This is a genomic window from Dictyobacter alpinus, from assembly GCF_003967575.1.
Classification (GTDB): Bacteria; Chloroflexota; Ktedonobacteria; order Ktedonobacterales; family Ktedonobacteraceae; genus Dictyobacter; species Dictyobacter alpinus.
This window is the reverse complement of the sequence record NZ_BIFT01000002.1, coordinates 789,356-810,609: the sequence shown is the minus strand read 5'-3', so window position 1 is coordinate 810,609 and position 21,254 is coordinate 789,356. Positions and strand designations below refer to the sequence as shown.

19 protein-coding genes are annotated in these 21,254 nt (G+C 51.4%); 5 read left to right on the top strand and 14 right to left on the bottom strand.

Features of this window, described 5'->3' with window-relative positions; translation table 11 throughout:
- Nucleotides 1–99 precede the first annotated feature (99 nt).
- Together EL633_RS25670 and EL633_RS25665 are read left to right on the top strand one after the other, a co-directional pair.
- Nucleotides 100–675: a TetR/AcrR family transcriptional regulator gene (locus EL633_RS25670; RefSeq protein WP_126630128.1), complete on the top strand. Its 576-nt coding sequence runs from the start codon at nt 100–102 to the stop codon at nt 673–675.
- The gene (locus EL633_RS25665; protein WP_126630127.1) at nt 659–1,186 is read left to right on the top strand and encodes a DUF2867 domain-containing protein; all 528 of its coding nucleotides are present in this window, start codon (nt 659–661) and stop codon (nt 1,184–1,186) included. The genes EL633_RS25670 and EL633_RS25665 overlap by 17 nt, the downstream gene beginning before the upstream one ends.
- Before the next feature lie 37 nt (nt 1,187–1,223).
- On the opposite strand, the gene EL633_RS25660 is transcribed toward EL633_RS25665, so the two are convergent.
- From EL633_RS25660 to EL633_RS25610, 11 genes are all read right to left on the bottom strand, one after another.
- Nucleotides 1,224–1,949 carry a hypothetical protein gene (locus tag EL633_RS25660; RefSeq protein WP_126630126.1) on the bottom strand — a complete coding sequence of 242 codons (726 nt, stop codon included), beginning with the start codon at nt 1,947–1,949 and terminating at the stop codon, nt 1,224–1,226.
- Nucleotides 1,950–2,198: 249 nt separating this feature from the next.
- Nucleotides 2,199–4,520 carry an alpha-amylase family glycosyl hydrolase gene (locus tag EL633_RS25655; protein ID WP_126630125.1) on the bottom strand — a complete coding sequence of 774 codons (2,322 nt, stop codon included), beginning with the start codon at nt 4,518–4,520 and terminating at the stop codon, nt 2,199–2,201.
- Nucleotides 4,521–4,563: 43 nt separating this feature from the next.
- Nucleotides 4,564–6,306, bottom strand: coding sequence for a class I mannose-6-phosphate isomerase (locus EL633_RS25650; RefSeq protein ID WP_126630124.1), 1,743 nt, complete (start codon nt 6,304–6,306; stop codon nt 4,564–4,566).
- A gap of 30 nt (nt 6,307–6,336) precedes the next feature.
- Nucleotides 6,337–7,110 carry a glucose-6-phosphate isomerase family protein gene (locus EL633_RS25645; protein WP_126630123.1) on the bottom strand — a complete coding sequence of 258 codons (774 nt, stop codon included), beginning with the start codon at nt 7,108–7,110 and terminating at the stop codon, nt 6,337–6,339.
- A 64-nt stretch (nt 7,111–7,174) separates the two neighbouring features.
- On the bottom strand, nt 7,175–8,143 hold the full coding sequence (locus tag EL633_RS25640; protein ID WP_126630122.1) for an ROK family protein: 969 nt from the start codon (nt 8,141–8,143) through the stop codon (nt 7,175–7,177).
- Between the two features lie 45 nt (nt 8,144–8,188).
- Complete coding sequence (locus EL633_RS37915) at nt 8,189–8,959, bottom strand: GntR family transcriptional regulator (protein ID WP_161982436.1); 771 nt, start codon at nt 8,957–8,959, stop codon at nt 8,189–8,191.
- 177 nt (nt 8,960–9,136) lie between these two features.
- The gene (locus tag EL633_RS25630; RefSeq protein ID WP_126630120.1) at nt 9,137–9,553 is read right to left on the bottom strand and encodes a cupin domain-containing protein; all 417 of its coding nucleotides are present in this window, start codon (nt 9,551–9,553) and stop codon (nt 9,137–9,139) included.
- A 263-nt stretch (nt 9,554–9,816) separates the two neighbouring features.
- Entirely contained in the window at nt 9,817–10,731 is a 915-nt protein-coding gene (locus tag EL633_RS25625; RefSeq protein WP_126630119.1) for a hypothetical protein, read from the bottom strand.
- Between the two features lie 29 nt (nt 10,732–10,760).
- On the bottom strand, nt 10,761–11,087 hold the full coding sequence (locus EL633_RS25620; protein WP_126630118.1) for a PadR family transcriptional regulator: 327 nt from the start codon (nt 11,085–11,087) through the stop codon (nt 10,761–10,763).
- 183 nt (nt 11,088–11,270) lie between these two features.
- The gene (locus EL633_RS25615) at nt 11,271–11,558 is read right to left on the bottom strand and encodes a winged helix-turn-helix domain-containing protein (protein ID WP_126630117.1); all 288 of its coding nucleotides are present in this window, start codon (nt 11,556–11,558) and stop codon (nt 11,271–11,273) included.
- A gap of 49 nt (nt 11,559–11,607) precedes the next feature.
- Complete coding sequence (locus EL633_RS25610) at nt 11,608–12,291, bottom strand: hypothetical protein (RefSeq protein WP_126630116.1); 684 nt, start codon at nt 12,289–12,291, stop codon at nt 11,608–11,610.
- 584 nt (nt 12,292–12,875) lie between these two features.
- On the opposite strand from EL633_RS25610, the gene EL633_RS25605 reads away from it, so the two are divergent.
- Both EL633_RS25605 and EL633_RS25600 read left to right on the top strand, forming a co-directional pair.
- Nucleotides 12,876–13,565, top strand: coding sequence for an ABC transporter ATP-binding protein (locus EL633_RS25605; protein WP_371865600.1), 690 nt, complete (start codon nt 12,876–12,878; stop codon nt 13,563–13,565).
- Nucleotides 13,562–16,312, top strand: coding sequence for an ABC transporter permease (locus tag EL633_RS25600; protein WP_126630114.1), 2,751 nt, complete (start codon nt 13,562–13,564; stop codon nt 16,310–16,312). Before EL633_RS25605 ends, EL633_RS25600 begins: the two co-directional genes overlap by 4 nt.
- 159 nt (nt 16,313–16,471) lie before the next feature.
- On the opposite strand, the gene EL633_RS25595 is transcribed toward EL633_RS25600, so the two are convergent.
- The gene (locus tag EL633_RS25595; protein WP_126630113.1) at nt 16,472–17,245 is read right to left on the bottom strand and encodes a GNAT family N-acetyltransferase; all 774 of its coding nucleotides are present in this window, start codon (nt 17,243–17,245) and stop codon (nt 16,472–16,474) included.
- 317 nt (nt 17,246–17,562) lie between these two features.
- Complete coding sequence (locus tag EL633_RS25590) at nt 17,563–18,417, bottom strand: alpha/beta hydrolase (RefSeq protein ID WP_126630112.1); 855 nt, start codon at nt 18,415–18,417, stop codon at nt 17,563–17,565.
- Nucleotides 18,418–18,923: 506 nt separating this feature from the next.
- On the opposite strand from EL633_RS25590, the gene EL633_RS25585 reads away from it, so the two are divergent.
- Nucleotides 18,924–20,489, top strand: coding sequence for a helix-turn-helix domain-containing protein (locus EL633_RS25585; RefSeq protein WP_126630111.1), 1,566 nt, complete (start codon nt 18,924–18,926; stop codon nt 20,487–20,489).
- 61 nt (nt 20,490–20,550) lie between these two features.
- Here the strand turns inward: EL633_RS25585 and EL633_RS25580 are convergent, their stop codons facing one another.
- Nucleotides 20,551–21,243 (bottom strand): alpha/beta fold hydrolase, encoded by a 693-nt coding sequence (locus tag EL633_RS25580; RefSeq protein ID WP_126630110.1) that lies wholly within the window; start codon nt 21,241–21,243, stop codon nt 20,551–20,553.
- Nucleotides 21,244–21,254: the final 11 nt, after the last annotated feature.

Sequence of the window (21,254 nt, the reverse complement as noted above, 5' to 3'; positions counted from 1 at the left end):
AAACGCAATCAGTTGTATTTGATTGCGTTTTTCTCTGCTCTTGATTACATACCATACTGTATGGTATGTTTTTTGTAGAGCATAGTGAGAGGAGACGAGATGGCAAGTACGACAAAGCGCAAGTGGTTGGAAGAGGGACTGAACGTGTTGGCTGCGTCGGGGGCTGCTGCCCTGACGATTGAAACGTTGACGAATAGATTAGGGGTGACTAAAGGATCGTTTTATCATCACTTTCAACATTTTCGGGACTATAAGGAACACTTGCTGACATTCTATGAGGATGAGCGAACATTACAGGTGATTAAGAGCGCGGAGCGACGCGAAGCACCGCTGGATCGGTTGGAATTGATCATCCAGGGGACATTGCACGAAGTGAGCCAGTTGGAAGTATCGATGCGTGCCTGGGCCTTACAGGACTTGATGGTACGCAGTTTTCAGCAGCGAATTGACCAGCGCCGTCTCGCTTATCTGGCGGAACTGGCGTTCCAACTCTGCCATGATCGTGAACGCGCTCAGCGGATTGCACACATGCTCTATAGCATTTTTGTTGGAAGTCAACACATTCTTCCGCCAGTACAGGGAGAAGAGTTGGAAGCGCTCTATCGGGAGGTAGAACGGAGCTCTGACTTTTTGTCCGGGACTGGAGAGGTGAAACACAATGGAAAGGAAGCCTGATATGCGTGCGAGTAACTTTTCCCCAGTTCTCAACCTGCCTGAGCTTCAGCCCTTGCTGGCTAATGCTGATTATGTGGATGTCAAGACTGTGACCGGGACCGCTGATCTAAGGACATTTCTGGCTGGTCTCCTCAATTACCATCCCGCGTGGTTGATCTCATTGTTTGTTGTCCGTGCAGTTTTTGTACGTTTGCTGGGGATGCGCCAGGAGCGAATCGGCATCAGAGCTCCCCTCACGCCGGAACGAGTATCAATGCAGATTGGGAAGCGTGTGGGTTTCTTTACGGTATGCATGGCAGAGGAAGAGCGCTACTGGTTTGCGTATAACAGTGATAAGCATCTCAAGGCTACCCTGGGGGTGGTTGTAGAGCCCCTGTCAGCGACACACAAACGCTTTCATGTGATCAGCATCGTTCACTATCATAACTGGACTGGACCGGTCTACTTTCAGACTATCAAACCATTCCACCACCTGGTTGTTGCACGTATGGCGCAAGCAGGCAGCAAATAGCGTCAGGCCCCTGCCATGCCAGGAGCCTGACTTTTTCTCATCCGCGTTGGATGCGGGCTTTCCGTCTACTTCTGAAGGCCAGGAAGGTAAAGGTGGCACCGAGCAGTCCGGTAATGGTGGCTGGAATGAGGAAGATGAACCAGTTGAGATCGGAACGCGGTGGCTCGTTGAAGGTGATCTGCTGTGCATCCAGCGTATAATACCAGCAGCGATAGTTTTCTCCTGTTTGATACTGTTTGAGCGTTTTCGCATCTTCCGCTGCGCTTTGATAGACATCAGGACCCTCGACTCGCGTATTGCCCTGGGCCGTGCTCAGGTTGACTTGATAATACGGTCGATAGCCAGGCACCTCGATGGTATCATCAACGGTCTCCCACTTGCCCGTATCCGAGTTGTATGTATCATGGCTACCGATGGTTTTGGTGATTTTCTCATGTTGCAGGCGCATCGAGATAATGGTGCAGCGACCGGGCTGAAAGGCGTTGGCATATGCCAGATTGGCAGGGAGGACGCTGAGAAAGAGGGCCGCTACCAGTAACCAGACGGCACCCATCGCAAAAAAGAAGGTGGCTGAACCACCTTTACGTGGTAACCGGGCCCGCTGTTGTTCCTGCCAGCTCAGGTTATGTAATGTACGGCGTTCGCGCCGGTTCTGTAAAAATAGATAGATTGCCACCACGGCGCAGTAGAGACCCATGAAAAGTTCGCTCAGAAGAAGTATGCCAGGCAAGATGATGCCAAAAAGCAGGAGCCACAGACTCATATATACACGCACTCCTTGTATGTATGTAAGCAAAAGAGTTTCGCTTCGCGCAAATTAGCTAACCCCTGAACTCATCCATCCAAGGAGATAAACGAGCGACCTGTGAAAAATTGCACCATTGAACAGAAGGATAGAACCCCATTACGTGGTGAAAAAGTGCTCATCCACACTCATGTGAGCGGTTTTCCTGCAGCTCTTCACCGGATAATGTGGCTCTATCCACCTATGAATACATATGTCAGCTAATCATTATTGTTGATCCTTGCGTATGACGAGCACATGGACCTGATAGGGTTCGAAGGATAATGGGATATTATGTAGATCCTGAATTGGTTGGGATTGAGCTGGGCTGTACCAGGCGTCGTGGTACGCATATGGGCCGTGTTCTAATCCTGATTGGTGCAGATCGAGATGGACGTTTGTCTGGATGGCCCGGTTGGATACGTTGACGAGCAGGAGCGAGGCCTGTTCGCCCTGATGACGAACAACGGCATAAATGGCTTCATGGTCGACGTTGACGGCGGTATAGCACACGCTGCCTTCACGTATCTCGGGGAGCTCTGCACGCAGGCGATGGACCAGGCGTATCTGCTCCTCGAGCTGCTCTTCGCCCCCGATAAAGGTCATATAGGCACCGCCGCTGAGCGAGAAGATTGCTAATAGGGCACGTGTGGCCTCAATGCCGAATTGTTCGCGCCGCCACTTCTTGCCCACGTTGGGCCACCAGAAGGTATCATGTGAATCGATATGATGGGTAATCAGCGATCCCGGTGGTAGGACGGCGTTGCGATCACGGAACCAGGCCGCCAGTTCCCGACCATTTCTGGCTCCGATGTGCTGATCTGTTTGTCCTGGCTCCGATCTCAGGACCGAGTTGACCAACCAGTGTTCGTCATAGTTATAGGTGACATCGAGTGCCTGGCGGAACAGTACACCGGATGGTTCAGTGTAAAGCACAATATCGTCTTTCAAGGCTTTGAGGCGAGGGCGTAGCTGCTCAAAAAGCGAGAGGACTCCCAGCGGAGAGTAGCTGGCCCGTTTTTGCGTCGCCGTCGACCAGTCAGGTAAATCATTATAGGTCGGGGCATCAAAGCGGAAGCCATCGATATCAAGCTCACGCACCAGCGTCTCCGTGGCCTCACAGAAATACTGCTGCCAGGCAGGATTGGCTACATTAAAGGCTTTGGTATAGATGCCAATAATGTTTTGTGCCGAATCGCGCATAAACCATTCGGGATGTTCATCGGCCAGAGGATGGCGTGGGAGTGAGCCACCGCTCCAGTGAGGCTCGAAGTCCAGAATATGGCGGCTCCAGGCAACTAAGTAAGTATCGCTGCCCTCAAGGTGCAGTGTCTCTTCAAAAATGGCATCATCCAGGCGGTCAGCATAAGGACCAGAGCGGACACTATCCGCGACCTGCGCGATCACCTCCTGATCGATGACTCCATGCATCAGAATATCCAGCAGCACACGCATCCCTAGCTGATGGCATTTTTGCACCAGCGTACGTAGCTGCTCTTCATCTCCATAGGATGTCGTGATATCAGCATAGTCATGCACATTATAACTGGGATATGGCTGGCGTGGCATAATCTCGATCGCAGTAAAGCCCAGTCCCTTAATACGTTCCAGGTCAGCGGCGAGATCCTGAACGGTTGGATATGGTGCGTAGCGATAGCCACCCCAGAAAGGCGCATAGCCAATCTGCACCTCAAAAATACTGGCGGTATTAATCCATGCGGGCCGATCATTGGGGGTCGTGAGCTGTAGCGTCGTATACCAGCTCGCGAGCTGATCGCGCGTCTCCTCCCAACTCGCGGTCAGAGCATCGAGCTCAATACCACGATAGACCAGGGTATCACTAGCCGTCAGGCGACCGGCCAGCGTTGTATTGAGTATGATCTGGAATGTATCGTCTTGCGCCTGGACGCTAATCGCGCCGATTTCACTACGACAGAATGGCCAGACCACCAATACCTGTTGCTCTTCAGCTTGATGGAGCGCGATCAATCCAGTGGAGCCATCTACGCCTCCAATGGGTGTAACCCTATTGGCTTTTTCAAGCGCCGTTGCTGAAATGCCTGGCCGAATCGCGTTGCCAGGAGCCTCAAACTGCCAATTCTGCAGATCATCGGGTTGGAACGAGAGGGAAAGATGGACGTTGCGGAGCGTGGCCGGCTCGGCTTCGGTGGCCTGCAGAGGACGGATCTCAAACCAGAGTTCCAGACGTGGATGTCGTGGGCGGAAGGTATAGTGCCAGTGCAGTTGCCAGTTTTCAGCCTCCGTCACCACCGTGTACGTCTCCTGATCACCATCCAGACGATAGAGTGGGGCAGCCTCAGTGCGACGCACGGCGGTAATCTGATGCGTATCCTGATACGTGAGACCAAAAGGAAAGCTGCGCGTCTCATTGCCATCCGTACTGATCTCAACCGACAGGCGTAGCGGAAGGGTCTTTCCGGCTTGCAGTAAACCCTGGATCAAGCCCGTCTGTGGATCTAGTTGCAAGCCAAGCTGGTGATAACGATCATAAAGCACCAGTGCCGTATCAGTTCCTTGCTGTATAGACATAACATTTTGCTCCAATCAAGATAGTGTTTATCGCTTGTATCGCTTATTTGACAAAGGCCTTTACCACTTTGCAGGGTCTGGCTGGTGATAGATTACGCAGGGTATAGTTGCCAACACTGGCCGGAATAATGATGCTCTCGGCGAAGTGCAATTCAACTGCGGTATTGCCCTCGCTCAGGATCTCACAGCGCTCTCCTTCCACCAGATTAAGCGCGACAAACTTGCCAGCGGTCTGATCATCGATCTGCGTATGAAACTCCAGCCGATGGATAGCGAAGAAGAGCTGCTCAATAGTGCCAATACTATATTCCGCCCAGCCGTCGCCCGCGCGTACCTGTGTGGGAGTGGGACACAGATGGTCGCGTACCCAGTCCGTGCGGCGCGTAGGTTCAAGATTGGCAAAGGCATGGTCCAGATGGACATGGCGGAGATTGCCTGACAGATCACTACGTAGATAATCGTAGATCTTAAAGGTAAAGATATACGGGGTGGCGCTAATCTCCAGGACCAGATTATTGGCACCGCTACAATGGACCGTGCCGCTGGGAATGAGAAACAGGTCGTGAGGATGGCTGGGCTGGCTGTTGACATAGGTATCAATCTCAAACGGCTCTTTCTGATCGCGTGCTGCGTAGGCCGCAGCCTTAAAGCTTTCCAGGTCTGTCTCCTCGCGCAGTCCCAGATAGACGCGTGCCTTGGGATCGCAGGTCACAATATAATAGGTCTCGTCCTGGGTGAAAGGTTCACCAAACTCATTGCGAATATAATCAACGCGTGGATGTACCTGACAAGAAAGATTTGTGCCCCCCATCGTATCCAGATAATCGAAGCGGATCGGAAAGTAGCTGCCGTAGCGAGCGGCGACCGGAACTCCCAGCACGGCATCGGTTTCCTGCCAGAGCAGGTAGTCAAACGCGCATTCGATAGCATGCTCACCATTGCCCAGGAGCAAGCCATTCTCTGGCGCGATCAGTTCAAAGGACCAGGCATAATTGGGCTGTTCAGGAGGCAGACCAAACTGCTCCTTCATCCACTGGCCACCCCAGGGTCCGGGCGCGAACCAGGGCTTCACACGGAATGGCTGCTGCGCCAGCGCATGCAGCGCATGACGGAACTCATCGCCCCCGACCATCCGTGGCTCATCACAGGACGTTCCATCCACATAGAGATCCATCCGAGCAAGCTCCTGGCGTTTAATACGATTGAGCATTGGCCAGTCCACAAAGTAGAAACGCTTATACGTCTGCGCAAAGGGATGTTGCCGTTGGGAGCCGACATTATAAACCTCTCCCTGGCTGGCCAATGCCTGACCACGATCCTTTGGCACATCAACATAGACATGTAGTCCCTCAGGAACGAAGAGGGACGCGCCATAGCCATAGACAATGCGAATACCGCTTGCTTTTTCCAGCGCCGTACGCAACTGTGTTACCGCCGACTCATCCCAAAGCTCAGCCAGCGTACCATGGTACAACCTGCCGAAGACAGGATCAGCGGTCAGATAGCTCTCCAACACCTGATCCAGCCGCTCCTCGGGTAGCAAACAGCTATCGGTCGAGAACCACTTTACCTCCACCTCCAGCAGCTCAAGGGCCGTACGTAGCCGGGTGATAAAGGGCGTCCAGGGCAGACCAACAAAGCCATCAATGCTCACGACCAGGGTCGCATAATTGTCCTGTAGCCGTGTGAAAATCTGACGTGCCAGATGAGCATACCCCGACTGTATCTGGAGTTCCGGAAACACATGAATCGGCTCAGTACGATAAACAGATGTATTGACAGACATAAAACCAACCTTCTTGCATCGCGGATACAGCTAAAAATCGCGCCAGATATCACCAACCAGTTCAGGATTCGCCATAAACGTGTACAGTTCAGGATTTTCCTGCCAGGACGTATACATTGGCCGGTCGGTGGGAATGCCGAGTAGTGGGAAGTCCGCAGGCGTGGCGTGGCGCACCTCTGGGACCGTTGTATAGCGTGGATTACGCGCCAGTGTGCCATCGGCGAGAAAGAAGTAGGCTGGTCCACCAAGGGAGCGTAAGTGTGCATATTCCAATTGATTTTCGCGCGCGCACCAGGCGCCAAAGGAGACCGGCTCCTCACCCTCCGTCACCACCAGGTGGACCCAGCCGAAAGGGATCACCAGTTTATCGCCCGGCCCAAACGGAACCAGGTAAGCACGCGTCACATCTGGCGCACACTCCTTTTGGAGATACACCTGGCCATGGCCGGTCCAAAACTCATAGACCTCTGAATACCGCAAACCCGTCCCTGATTTCTCCGAATGGATATGTCCCTGGCTGCGCAAGCGCTCATTTCCCAGCGTTCCATGATTATAGACAACCGAGCCATAGAGGAGTCCTTGCTCTTCAATGGCGGGAAAATCCTCCTTACGACCAATATCCATATAAATCGTGTAGAGATGATCAGGTCCCTGAGCCTGCGTGTCCGCCAGCATCGGCCGTGCCTGCTGGAGCGTTCGCACCTCACCATCGGGATAGAACATATCCGCACCAAAATTCAGGCGCAACTGCTCCTCATTGAGGCGTAGATCCATGCCACTCAGAGAACGCAAATCCTTCATCATTGAAATACCTCCATAATCGACCGCAAGGGTCGAACTTTAGCGTGTAAATTTGTTGTGCATCATGTTAAAGATACATATCTGGATGAAATATTGCCTGGGCAACGCCATACAGGGCCGCTGTATCTCCCAGTGTGGCGGGTGTTACGACCACGCGGCCACGTGGAATCGTCCAGGCATGGGCATCGACATACGCCTGTACTGCTGACAGGAACAGGTGATGAGAATGCATAAAGCCACCACCCAGCACCACCACATCTGGATCATAGGCGTGAATCAAGGAGACGATGCCGCAGCCGAGGTGACGCGCAAACCGATCGACAATCGAGAGCGCGAGCCGATCGTGTTGGGCCGCCGCCGCAAAGAGATGACGTGGCGTGTGTTCGGTTTTATGCAGAATAGAAGCAGCGTCACTGGTCAGTCCCTCCTCGATCTGGCGGCTTAAAGCGGCTGTGCCTATGAGCGCTTCCAGACACCCTATATTGCCACAACTACACCGTGGTCCATCGGCCTGAATCGTAATATGTCCACCGAGGATCCCGCGCATACTGCGTTGACCGCGCAGCACGCGACCATTGATCACCACACTACTCCCAACACCAGTACCCAGCGTCAGACACACGATATTCGCATAGCCGCGACCCGCTCCATGGGTAAACTCACCCAGGGCATACATACGCGCATCATTTTCAACCAGGGCTGGCCGCCCTAGCTCCCGAGACAACTGCTCACCCAGCGGAACATGGATCAACTCGCGTAGCGTCTCATTTACATCGAGGATCATACCGGACTGTGGATCGACGATGCCACGGATGGAGAGACCGATCGCGGAAATGTTATGTTGCGCCAGGAGCGACTGGCCCATGTGGATAATCCTGCTTCGCACATCATCAGTGTGAGCCCCGGCAGTATGATTGAGCGCTGCAACCTCTCCCTTGATGAGCGTATCGCCCTGGATAATTCCCGTCTTGATGCGCGTTCCTCCCACATCAAAGGCCAGGATTGCACCTTGCGCTGAGCATCCCTCGTCAGCCATAATCTACTCCTTTATAGATAAAAAACTGGATCATGAACGGGAGCGTTATTCGCTGGCGGGCAGAAATTCAACTTCGATGCGTGCGCGATCGCCACGTTGTAAGGCCTGCGAATACTCAAATGCTCGTCCATTGGCCAGATAGGCGGTACTATCCAGGCGCAGTAAGGGACTACTGAGTGCGATATCAAGCAAACGTGCTTCCCATTGCCCGGCTGCCACCGCCTCCAGGCTACGTTTGCCATGCGCGATATGTAACTGGTAACGCTGGTGCAGATGTTGATAGAGAGAGCCAGTGGAAATATCATCATGTTCCAGTCCTGGACAGAGATATTCAGGAATATAGGTTGTCGAGACCAGAATCTTCTCACCTGCTACTGAACGTATGCGTACGATGATATGCACCGGTTCGCGTGGAGGGATCCCCAGCTGTAACGCAACTTCCACTGGAGCCGGAATAACCTCCTGCCGCAACACCTCGGTTGTCAGTACCAGGCCACGCCGCTGCATATCTTCAAAAAAGCCGAAGGCGCGCTGGACAAAATGCTCCTGGAGCTTGGGCGACGCCACGAACGTCCCCTTCCCCTGCACGGCACGCAACTTCCCATCCTGCACCAGTTCAGCGATCGCGCGGCGCACCGTAATGCGGCTCACGCCAAACTCGCGACACAGCTCCGGTTCCGAAGGGATCAGCGAATCGACCGCCCATTTCCCATCCGCAATCTGCCCCAGCATAATCTCCTTGATAATGTGATACTTAGGCAATGGCGTCCTGGAACGCTGGTCCGCCTCCAGAAGTGCGTGATCTATAGAATCCATACGCTTAACCAACCAATTCATACTAACATAATAACGTCATCATCAAGTCGTTATAACGACTTGATGATGACGTTATTATAAGCCAGCCATCGCAGGCTGTCAAGGGATAAAAGTAGTCCGTCATAGTTCCCGTTGTGATCACGTCGTCTTGTGTGTAAAAAGAAGAATGAAGGGATGTTAGCGCGAAGCTGTGCTTTGGAAGGCATTGATGACAATGGCATGGAGTTCCTTGTCCGTGGTCCAGACCATGTGGTCGATATGAGCAGGCCAGAGAACAGCGTCGCCAGCCTGTACCTTGCGCGTTTCTCCGGCGGGACCGCCAATACGCATTGTGCCCTGACCTTTGATGACCAGAAAAAGGATTGGATGATCTGCCGCATGTTCCTCAATCGAGGCATGTAGATCAAAGTACATTGCCTCCACCTGGAGTTCCGCATCCAACAGCAGGGGCATGCCATGGACACGGCTGGCAAATTCCTCATGTTTTTCAGGAGGGATCTTCCCCCATGGGAACTGGATAGGCACACCATAGAGACCAGGATGATTGCCAGGAATTTTGCTTTTAAGATCAGGGCTGAAACGTCGAATTTGCATGCGTTTGCCTCCTTGTAGCAGGGTCTTGTTCTCCTCGGAGCCACAGAAAATCCTGCAGGTCTGCGTAAATTGAGGACTATGACTGCCCGGAGTATACGGCATAAAGCGAAAAAACACACCGGCCGTTTGGACGATGTGTTTTTGGGCATGGTAAGGATATAATAGAAAAAGAAGAGCGTTGAACCTTCTCTGTGGTGCGAAAGTGGGCGGACTTTTTCTTCGTATTGCATATAGTTACGTGAGAGACAGCCAACTTTCTCTTCTTACTGGCTATTTTGCATGGCTTGTCCGGCCTGCAAGTCTTTTTCAGCGAGAGCAGCGAGAGTAGATCTGGCCTGGAAGCCTTTTTTCAACGCAAGCAGTGAGAGTAGAAGTGTGCCGATCATGATGAAGACTAAGAGATCGTCGCGGATAATGTACAAGAGCGAATCGCCGGCCATAAGTAGGGTGGCGAGCGTTGGAAATATCCTGAGCAGCAGAGCTACGAGTCCGATCACCATGACCAAGGGATTCAATGTGGCCAGTAAAAGCGCATACTGTGTGACGCGGCGACTGGGAGTGAGCTTCTGAACAGCATAGGTGATAAAAGCCAGACTGATAACCAGTCCAAGCAAGATGCCGAAGGGGGTAAAAAACCAGGTATAGGGCCGCGACAGGGCTATGACCAGTACGGCGATCGGGCTGATGAGGCTCAGGAGGCAGAAAAGCAAGCTGAGAAATTCGCGTTTTCTTAAAGCCTGCCAGCAGGCCGCGAGCAGAATGGGCAATCCTCCAAGCAGAATAAGAAGCGGCAAAAGGCATGAGACGGCACTGACGATATTGGTAAACAGAGAGGAGTTGTGTGAGAAACTGTGAAACAGGACTCTGCTTCCAGTATCGACAAAGTGAAGTTGGACCAGGAACCAGGCAACGAAGAAGATCAGAGTCGAACCATAAATGGTAAGTTCATTGGAGCGCATTCTTTGCAACATATGAGGTGTCCTTCCTGTTATCAGATTTTGATGAAAATAAGCATCGCCAAGATTGAGTAGGAGATTGAGTAGCGTTTTCAATGTGGGCTGTGCATCCTCCAGTATCATCAGCATCTCTTCGCCGTAGCGTTCACGCCAATCTGTAGGATAGAAGCTGATCAGATATCTTGCCCAGTGCTGATAGAGCATATATTTATTTTTATGCATAGAATATACATCCCTGTCTTTCATCAATTTCAAGCATTTGCAAGCCGTTGTGAACCGGTGGCAACGACCTTGCTCATCGTCGCCAGTTGTTTATGCAACACCGCTTTGCCTTCTCCTGTCAGGCGATATGGACGGCGGCGCTCAACCAGTTCCAGAGCTTCAATCCAGCCCTGTTTCTCCAGGCGAGCAATGGCTCCATAAAGTGTACCCACTTCAAGATGAGTGCCACAGAACTGCTCAATATCCTGGATCATGGCGTAGCCATGCTTTGGCCCACTGGCCAGGCTCGATAGGATAAGGAGCGAGGGATCCGAGAAACGTCCCAGATCCGAGAGCGAGTTGGATGTGATGCGCATCGTGGTCTCCTGACTATTACTTCGCATTACTTACTACGTATAAATATATAGTAATGCGAAGTAGTAATCCTGTCAAGGAAGCAGGACATAAGGAGAAGAAAAGGTGTATGGTTGCTCCTTTGGAACCGGTAAAACGCGACAGCATGGTCCCTGAAGGTTAGAGTCAGCTGGGTAGATTTGTCATCAAAACGTGTCGGGGCGCAACTTATCCAGTAGTTGCCAGTGGCGTTCAATTGCCTCTTGTCCCTGTGGGGTCAGGCTGATCAGGGTATTGGGTGTTTTGCCGATGAAGCGTTTCTCGATCTGTACCAGCCCTGCCTGTTCCAGCTTTGACAGGTGACTGGAAAGATTGCCCTTGCTTAGCCCTGTCAGCTGGAGCAGGAAGGTAAAATCGGCGCTGCTACATGTTGCCAGCGCGGTCATAATCGCCAGGCGCGCTGGCTCGTGAATAAGTTTGTCGAGGCTTGCCATCTCCTCAAAGGGTTTGTTTTCTCTAGACGGTTGTATCCCGGACATGGTGTTATCCCATAGCTTTCGTTGTCTGTATCGTATGTTGTATCGCGCGCCGTACCCGCGCCATCCGGCGCATCAACAAGATGTGATCTATGAATCCAGCGACGAGTAACAAGCAACCCGCTATAAGACTTATGTTATTACTATACCAATCGGGGGCCTTTTTGAGAAAGAGCCAGTGGTAGAGTGTGGGACTGAATAGCGGTGTTATGCTGAGCGCGATCGTGAGCAGCGCTAGCAGCACATAATGATACTGCTGGCGCGCCAGTATGTACCAGTGTACACCAAAGAACGCTGCCAGGACCAGCAGTGGCAGACTGATTGCCAGATGGTAGCTTGTGTTCATGATCATCAATATTAAGAAGAGCACGATAGTGATAGCTACCTCCAGACCGAACATGCGTTGATCTGGTGCGCTGGCCTGTACCTGTCCTACATGATGGTTGTAATAACGTCTCACTGCATAGATACAGAGCAGGTAAATGCCATAGGGCGCAAGTAGACCGATAAGAGCCAGTGTATTTGCCAGTGAGGGTGAGCGTTGCTCGATAATGAAGTAAAGCCAGTTCGTCCAGTACAGGTTGATCAATCCATTCAGTATAAGCAAGACACCAAAGGTTGCCAGGACCAGTCCCGGTAGCATTGTATAGCTGCGAATGAGACTGTTGATCTGCTGTCGTTGTTGCTGCATGATCTCTTTTCCTTTTCTTATCATGAGGAATCCGCAAACGAGTTTGTATTGCAAACCTTAATTTGAAGCATACCTGAAAATAGTTGGCTTTGTCAATAGCAGAACAGACAAGTTTGTATTACAAACTTGAGCACGTTCGTTTTAAAATCTCGCGTTCCTGCGTCTATAGAGATTGAGGGCATGAAATGTAATGTGAGCAACAGCAGATACTCTCTATGTTCGCTGCATGATCGTGTATTCTTCATACATCCTGGGGTTACCAATGGAAAAAGTATCTTGCTATAGGGTCAATACTCTGCGGATCATTTTCGCGTACTTCTCTGTTCTCACCGCAAATTTTTTTTAACACTGCTATACCCTTGACAAGGGAATTAGCAATATGTTATTAATTGTATAGCTAATAGCTATATTGAGCACGACATATATAAGCGAACGTGTTTCAGTATTCCACCCTGACCATACAATTTTTTTCTTATAGCTTAAAAAAGAGGATATGCTTTACCATGGATGACACAGCAATACAGGGACAGGACCAACCGGAAGGAGTCGATGAGACGGCTCAGCAGACGCAAAAGCAGGTGGTGATGGATATTCGTGATATTACTAAAAATTTGCCACTTGGGCGTACACAGATCATAATCTTGAAGGGAATCAGTTTTCAGATCGTGGCTGGCGAGTTTATCTCGATCGTTGGGCCATCGGGTTCTGGTAAGAGTACACTACTGGGGATTATCGCGGGCCTGGATAATCCTACGACGGGCCAGGTGCTCATTGATGGAGTGGATATTACACGCATGGGTGAGGGGAAACTGGCACAGGTGCGCAATAACAAAATTGGCATGGTGTTCCAGGCCTTTAACCTCATTCCCACGCTGACGGCGCAAGAGAATGTTGAGGTGCCGCTCTATGTGGGCAAGCATAAAGGTTCACCCTCGACACGAGCAAAAGCATTACTGGATCTGGTTGGACTCTCCCATCGTCTGACACATCGTCCCAATCAGCTTTCAGGTGGGGAGCAGCAGCGCGTCGCGATCGCCCGTGCTCTGGCGACCGATCCGGCGGTAGTGATTGCCGATGAGCCAACCGGTAATCTGGATGCCAAAAATGGCGAGAATGTCTTGAAGTTGATCTCCGATCTACGCGCACAGACTGGCAAGACCTTTATTATTGCCACGCATGATCCAAATATTGCTTCGCATGCTGACCGCGCCATTCGCATTCTGGATGGAGAAATTGCCGCCATCGATTACAGTGGGGGGAGGATCACGCAATGAGGGCCTCCATTTACCTTAACTACACGACACGTTCACTGGTGCGGGGAGGTCAGCGTACGATTCTGGCGCTCTTTTGTATCGCGGTTGGTGTGATGTCGATTGTGGCTTTGCAACTGGTGGGGCAGATGATTGCGAATTCCTACACCAGCAATATACGCGAGGTCAGTGGCGGCGACATTACTGCCAGTTCGTATACAGGAGGCGTCAACCAGAAGGATCTGGCATTTTTTGATACGCTCAAGTCACAGGGCAAGATCAGCAACTATACTGCGACGATGAGTGGATCTGGCAGCTTTGGCAATGCGGCTGCATCGCTCAATAACTTTCAGATTACCATTGTTGATCCGACGCGTTATCCGCTGGTGGGGTCACTTTCCTTTAATAACGCGCCCACCGATGCCACGTTGTCGGGCCTGCTCACCTCGCACCAGGTCGTGATGGATCAGCAACTGGCCGACCAGTCGGGTAAGAAGGTTGGGGAGAGCTTTGATATCACGGTTGGTGGTTCCAGTACCGAGAAGGCGCATCTCAAGCTGGTTGGAATCGTTGCCAACCGTGGACCATTGCAGGCCCGGCACTCACTGATGTTGATGTCGCAGCAGGACTACCAGGATCTTTTCAAGCCCAAGCGCCTGGTGTATTCGACGATTTATGTAACGGTTCCGGATCAGACGCATATGAACGCGGCCAATAGCGCCATCCAGGATACCTTTCCCTTGTTGAATACGACGACGACCAATGATGTACTCAAGCAGCAGCAGAGCATGGTGGACCTGATCAAAAAGTTCCTCTCGATTGCTGGCCTGCTGGCCTTGTTGATTGGTGGTATTGGTATTATCAATACGATGCAGGTCCTGCTCTCACGGCGCAGGATTGAGATCGCTATGCTCAAAACGACCGGCTACCGACGCTTCGATCTCTATATGCTCTTTGGACTGGAATCCGGCTTGCTGGGACTGCTGGGTGGCGTGATCGGTGCGCTGGCCGCCTGTGTGACGAGTTACCTGGTGCTACAAATCATGCAGAACGTTATGGGTACAACAATTCCCTTCCAGCTTGATCCCATGATTATTGGTGGGGGAGTCCTGATCGGGCTCTGTACGGCCCTGATCTTTGGTCTGATGCCGATTGTGCAGGCGGCCAATATTCGACCCCTGAATGTCATTCGCGAGATTCAGAGTGGCAATCGTGTGGGCAATATCGCGCTTTCCATTGGACTGATATTCCTGCTCTCGGTGCTCTTTTGTATCATGGCAGCGCTTATTCTTAACAGCACCCTGTGGGCGATCAGTTCGGTCTATGGCACTTTCGTGTTCCTGGTCATATTGAGCCTGTTCTTTTCCGTTGTGGTGCTGGTGATTGAGCGCCTGCCGGTGCCTGAACGTTTCAGCATCAAATATGGTTTGTTGGTTGGCATTCCACTGCTGATCGCTATTGGACTGACCTTCTTACTGCCCGCCTTTGGAGGCATTCTGGCCTTTATTGCCCTGATGGGTATTCTGGTTGTGCTCTTTCCACGTTCCTGGAAGGCCAGCGTCAAGATGGCCTTGCGCAATATCGGACGTACCCGTGGCCGGACCACCACGACGTTACTGGCCCTGTTTGTTGGCGTCTTTACAATTGGCTTGATTATAACATTGGGCCAGAATCTACGCGACCAGTTTGATAAACAACTGGCGGCAACGGTAAATTTCAATGTGGCGGCGATTGCGCAAAACAATGAGATACAGACCCTGAATACGCACAGCTCCTCGATTCCAGGTTTACAGCATTTAGAGCAGCGTACCTATGCGTCTGTTAACCCGATCAGCGTGAATGAGCAGCCGCTGACCCAACTCTTTAAAAACAGTCGGCAGCAGACAAGCTCGAATACTGGTTTCTCCGGTGGTGCCGTTGCGGCCGTCTATCTGGGCAGTCTTGAAGGTTATGATCTTGCGCATAATCAGGTGCCTGACGAGAAGTCAATTTCACTGAGTGCCGGCGGACGTTTTCTGCAGGCCAGCGACGCTGGAACGGACAACGTGATGGTCAGCTCGTTTTTGACCAGCGTTCCTGCGCTCAAGGACCAGTTGAAGGTTGGCAGTACTATTACGCTGACCAGCGCGGACGGTAGCAAGACACGTACTGTTCATATTGTTGGTTTTTATACATCCTTTGGGGGTTCCGTAGGTGAAATTTTCAGTCCGCGCGAGACTGTTGCGGCTCTGAGTCTGCCCAAAACCAGCATATCAACTTTCTACCTCAAGGTAGATCCCAATCAGATCGGTAAAGCGATCAATCGGGTCAATGTGCTGGCTCCTCATGCCGGCGTTGAGAATCTAGCTGATATTGGGGGCTACTTTGATCAGTACATCAACAATACTATCCTGATGTTGATCGCCCTGGCCTCACTCTCACTCCTGGCGGCCGTGATCATCATTGCTAATGCCGTCGCCCTGGCGATGCTGGAACGCAGGCGTGAGCTGGGCATCCTCAAATCAGTAGGATACACCAGTCGTAGTATCCTGGGTGAGGTGCTGGTTGAGAACGGTGTTGTCGGTGGCACCGGAGCCTTGCTGGCCATGTTGCTGGTCACGCTGGTCACCAGCTTGCTGGGCAAATACCTCTTCCAGAGCAACTTTGGGGTGAACTGGTATGTCGCCATCGGCCTGATCATCGGGGTTGCGGCCCTGGCCATCCTGACCGCCCTGCTGGTCGCCTGGAATGCTGTACGCGTGCGGCCACTTGAAGTCCTGCGCTATGAATGATCCACGTCACAATCAAGCGCAATGACAAGTTTCTTGAAGAGAGGTCTGGGAACACAATTTCCAGACCTCTCTTTTTTGTTACTATTGTAAAACTGGAAAGACAAAAGAACGCATAAATGATAAGAAACATCGTGCGAACGAAGAGCGCCATCTGTGATTTCAAGCACGCTCAAAGGTAAAGACCTCACCAGTAATGGTGAAGCCAGACCTTAAATAGATTCCGAGCCCATCTGGAGAAGCTTGTAGTACGCTGAAACGATGTTTTTCTTTACGTGCTTCGTTTAACAAATGTTGGAACATGGCGCTTCCAATGCCTCTCTTACGATAGTGATTATGGGTAACAATATCGTAGATCCCAATAGTCTCACTACCAATAAAGAGTGTTCCAATAGCGACAACCTGCTCATCACATATGCCAAGATAATAACGCATGTTGGGAAACATCGTAAGTGGATAGCTAGATAGGGTCTGAAAATAGGTAAAGACTTGACGTCCCTCAGGTGAATTACCAAAGAGCGCAGCTATGAGCTCTCCAAACTGAAGCAGCTCGCTTGTGGTGGTGACGTGTTTGATCTCTAAGCCCTCAACATGAAAAGAGAGGGGGGGAAGCTGAGAAAGATCTGCATACATGGCTTTGTGGGTTTCAGTATGGACCAGACCATGCTGCGTGATTTCTGGCACATTGGCTTTATCAACAGCATCATCCCAGTACCATACTGCAAATGGTAGCTTGCGGGAAATAAATCGATCAACGCCTGTCTGAAGTTGAGCCACTTCAGATACATCTCTCACGACAATGACGTTAAACGTATCGCTTGGCAAGCCGCAATCAACAGCCAGGAAACTGGCTTGATCATAGACCGCCATGCTAGAAAGGCTGCGGGCAACATACGAAACTTTTTCTTCAAAGTTTTTGCGCACATCCAGATGCATACATCGCTCCTTTTATCTCAATATGCATGAGCCTTCGTCTTTGGGTTCGCGTAGCTTGAAGAGTAATAACTGGCAATAGCTGCACTGAGTTAGAAATCTTTGAGGTGAACCGAGATTATGCATGCGCAGAGCAAACCAGTTACTGAAAATAGTATCATATTTGCCGTAAACAAGTAGCCATCCATTAACACGCCCACTGATGCATCGCCTGAGTATTTCAAGGCTGCGTCAGTGGGCGTGTTCTATGAAGCAATTAAAGGCTCGCGTGTTGTGTTATTGAGCTTCTTCCAGAGAATGCATATGGTAAAAAGTCATAGCTATAGCGTAATTTGTTTGTGTTGCCTGACAAACGCGAGAGCGATTTCAGCGACTTCGGGCCATCCGTGATCAATGATGAGTGAATGTCCACGGCCAGGGATTTCGCGAAACTCAGTGACGGCGGGACTGGCTTGTTGCAGTTTGTATGCGGCTTTGACAACAACCGCCGGGACCGTATGGTCTTTCTCGCCTGCAATGAGCAAAAGGGGTCCACGTTCCGGATTCTTTGTATTCACCTTATCCTCTGTCCATGGGTTGAGGTTGGCTGCCGCAGCCTGGAAGAGGGGTGTACCTGGGCCGGGAACCGCGAATTTTTCATAGAGCTGGCGGGCTTCCGTTTCGTCTAGCTCGTTGGTAAAACCATAGTGAAACTGCTCGAACGTCAGTGCGACTGACCGATGGTAGTTGACTGGATTACTCAGAACTGGTGAGCCTGATTTGAGCTCAGTGAGAGGCAGTGGCAACACACCGCGGAATCCTGCGGGATCAATGGCTACCGTCGCAGCGGATAATTCTCTGTCGGCCAGTTGCTGAGCGAAAAGGCCGCCGAAAGAATGCCCAATGATCATTGGTTTCTGCTTAAGTTGGCTGATCACATGACTGAAATGATCTACAACCTGTTTAATCCGTTTGTTCGCGAAGGCCTCTGGATCGTCTTTTGCGTTTACAACTGTCTCAGGATCATCAGGCCAGCCAGGCGCGAGGGTGATATAGCCCCGCTCTTCAAAGAATGCGCGCCAGGGATCCCAACTGGATGCGAGAAGCCAGAGTCCGTGTACGAACACGATTGGCTGCAATCCAGAGGCGTTGGCGCGTTCGATCTCTTGCTGTTCGCGAGTCGTAATGGTTTCCATATCAATACTCCTTTAGAGTGGTAAACGGGCCAACTTTACCTATCTATTGGCCTTTGAGCATATGTAGCTTTGAGTAGAATAGTGGTAATGCACGATTTGATTGAAACGGATTGATCTTTTCTGCTTTGCACATTCTGAGTATGACAGAAAAGGAGGAGAAAGACATGTCCCCAATGGTATATTCCTGGCACCGCGATACCTATGGGCCAAAAGATGTAGTGGCACCGCTTTATCAGCCCTTTCGATATTGTTAATGATGTTGGGAGACCATGTTGTTCCTATCTCTAGCTTGCTTGATTTTGGCATACGTTATGGTAGAATGTGAAACATAAGTTTATAGAAGACGAATTAATCTGGAAAAACGTATCTATCAAGTCGCAATGTGTATGCCTACTACATCTTGTCTTCATCCTGGTACATCTTCGGTCAGTGGGTTGGTGTCAAGCGGCCTCTTGTCTCACCCCTGTGTGGGTTAGGGACAAGCCCCTGCCATTAAGGAGATTTCCATGCCGATAAATGAATTCTTACAACGGGAGCGTATTCGGCGTAACTGGCGCCAGCGCGATGTGGCCGATACGTTAGGTGTCTCCATCCTCACCATCCATCGCTGGGAACGGGGCTTTCAAAGTCCAAGTGCCTATTACCGTGGGAAGTTGTGTGCGCTTTTTGAGCTAGGTCCTCAGGAACTGGGTTTTGCTCCTACTCTTTCTCAAGCCCTGGAAGAGGAAACATCTGTAGCGCTACAAGCAGAGGCTGTGTTTCCATCAGCGACATTTCCTCCAGAAGAGATCGCTATTTGGATGATTCCCTATGCACGCAATCCTCATTTCACCGGGCGTGAACGTTTCTTTGAGCAGCTGGAACGACAATTCTCGAGCCAAATACCAGACCTTCAATCTGGCGGCCAGCAGGTGGTGCTGACCCGGGTGCAGGTTCTGAAAGGCTTGGGAGGGAGCGGCAAAACACAGATCGCTATTGAATATGCCTATCGAGCGCGTGAGCAGGGATGCTATGCTCATACCTTCTGGATCAATGCGGTCAGTGAAGAAACCATTGTGGCTGGCTTTCTCGTATTGGCGGAGCTTTTATCCATCGAATGTATGCAGCAGGACGCCGATCACCATGAAATTGTGGCGACGGTTCTCCGCGGGCTAGAACGTTGCGAACAGCCCTGGCTGCTGATTTTTGACAACGCTGATGATCTCTCTCTTGTCAACGCCTTTATTCCTCTGCGGGGCAAAGGCTGTATTTTGCTGACTACACGCTCGAATGCGACGGGCTCACTGACCTCTTCAATGGAGGTGAGTACTATGGATGTCATGGAGGGCGTACAGTTTTTGTTACGGCGAACTCAACATACGCTACCAGCCGAGGCCAGTGAGATTGAAGAAGCTACCAATATTGTAGTGGCCCTGGCGCAGTTTCCTCTGGCTATCGATCAGGCTGGTGCCTATATTGAAGAAACGGCCTGTAGTCTGCAAGATTATTTTCAGATCTATCACCAGCACCGCTACGCATTACTTGCGCGGCGGGGCAAGCACATGGGCTATCCTGAATCGGTGGCAACTATCTGGTCCCTCTCGTTTCAACGTGTGGAAGCGGCCCATCCCGCGGCCGCCGAATTCTTGCGGTTGTGCGCATTGCTGGCCCCTGATCAGATTCCAGAAGAACTCCTCATGGATGGAAGTGCCTACTGGCCGCCGACCTTACAGCAAACCGTAGTTGATCGCTGGCAGTTCAATCAACTGTTGGAAGTTTTGCTGGCCTTCTCTCTGATCAAACGGATTGGTAGAACGCGTCAGTTGAGCCTGCATCGCCTGGTGCAGGTGGTGCAACTGGATCGTATGTCTCCTGAGGAACAGAGGCAGTGGGCGGAACGCGTGGTACGAGCGGTGCATGCTCTCTCCCCGTGTGATCCGCACAATGCGGCCATCTGGCCGACGTGTCTGCGCTACCGGGCTCAGGTGGAGGCATGTGAAACACTGATCCAGCACTACCAGTTGCACTTTCCTGAGAGTACCGAGTTGCTTGAACGCGCCGGCCGTTATCACATAGAGCAATACAAGCGCTGAAATAATGCTTGCCCGGCATAGCATGCTATGCCAGGCGGCTAGTGAAATGAAATAAAGAGAACTATATGGCCTTTGCCACCGTGATGATGAGATTTTCTACTTCATCGGGATGGGTAATCATCACCGCGTGGTTGGCAGCAATTGAGGAAATTGTAGCTCCTGCTCGTTGCGCCATTGAGCGTTGCGCAGCGGGTGCCAGCATTTGATCCCGTTCAGTGACCAGGTACCAGCATGGAAGCAATTTCCATGCTGGTTCTCCAAACGGTTCACCCCCTAAAAAGTTGCTGACCGCGATAGGCTTCTGTACAGCAGCCAGGCTGCGAGCCTGCAGCGGATCGACGTCGGGAGCAAAATAGCGCGCAAAGCCGTCGCGATCGAGCCAGATAAATCCCTGGGTATCAGGGCGGATCGCCGCCGTTCCTGCTGGCTGAGGTCCGCTGGTGACCAGGTCCTTCATGGTTTCTCCCGCCACCGGCACGAATGCCGCAATATAGATCAGGGCGAACACGTTGGGAGCGTTTTGACCCAGCTCAGTAATTACCGCGCCGCCAAAGGCATGGGCGACAAGAATGGTTGGAGCAGTCTGAATGTTTAAAACTCTCCGCACCGTGTTCGTATCATCCGCCAGTGAGGTCAAAGGGATCTGTGCAGCGGTGACCGTATAGCCCGCACTCTGAAGACGTTCAATAACCTTGCTCCAGCAAGAGCCATCTGACCAGGCACCGTGCACCAGAACCACATGAGGAGTACGCATCTGTTTCCTTC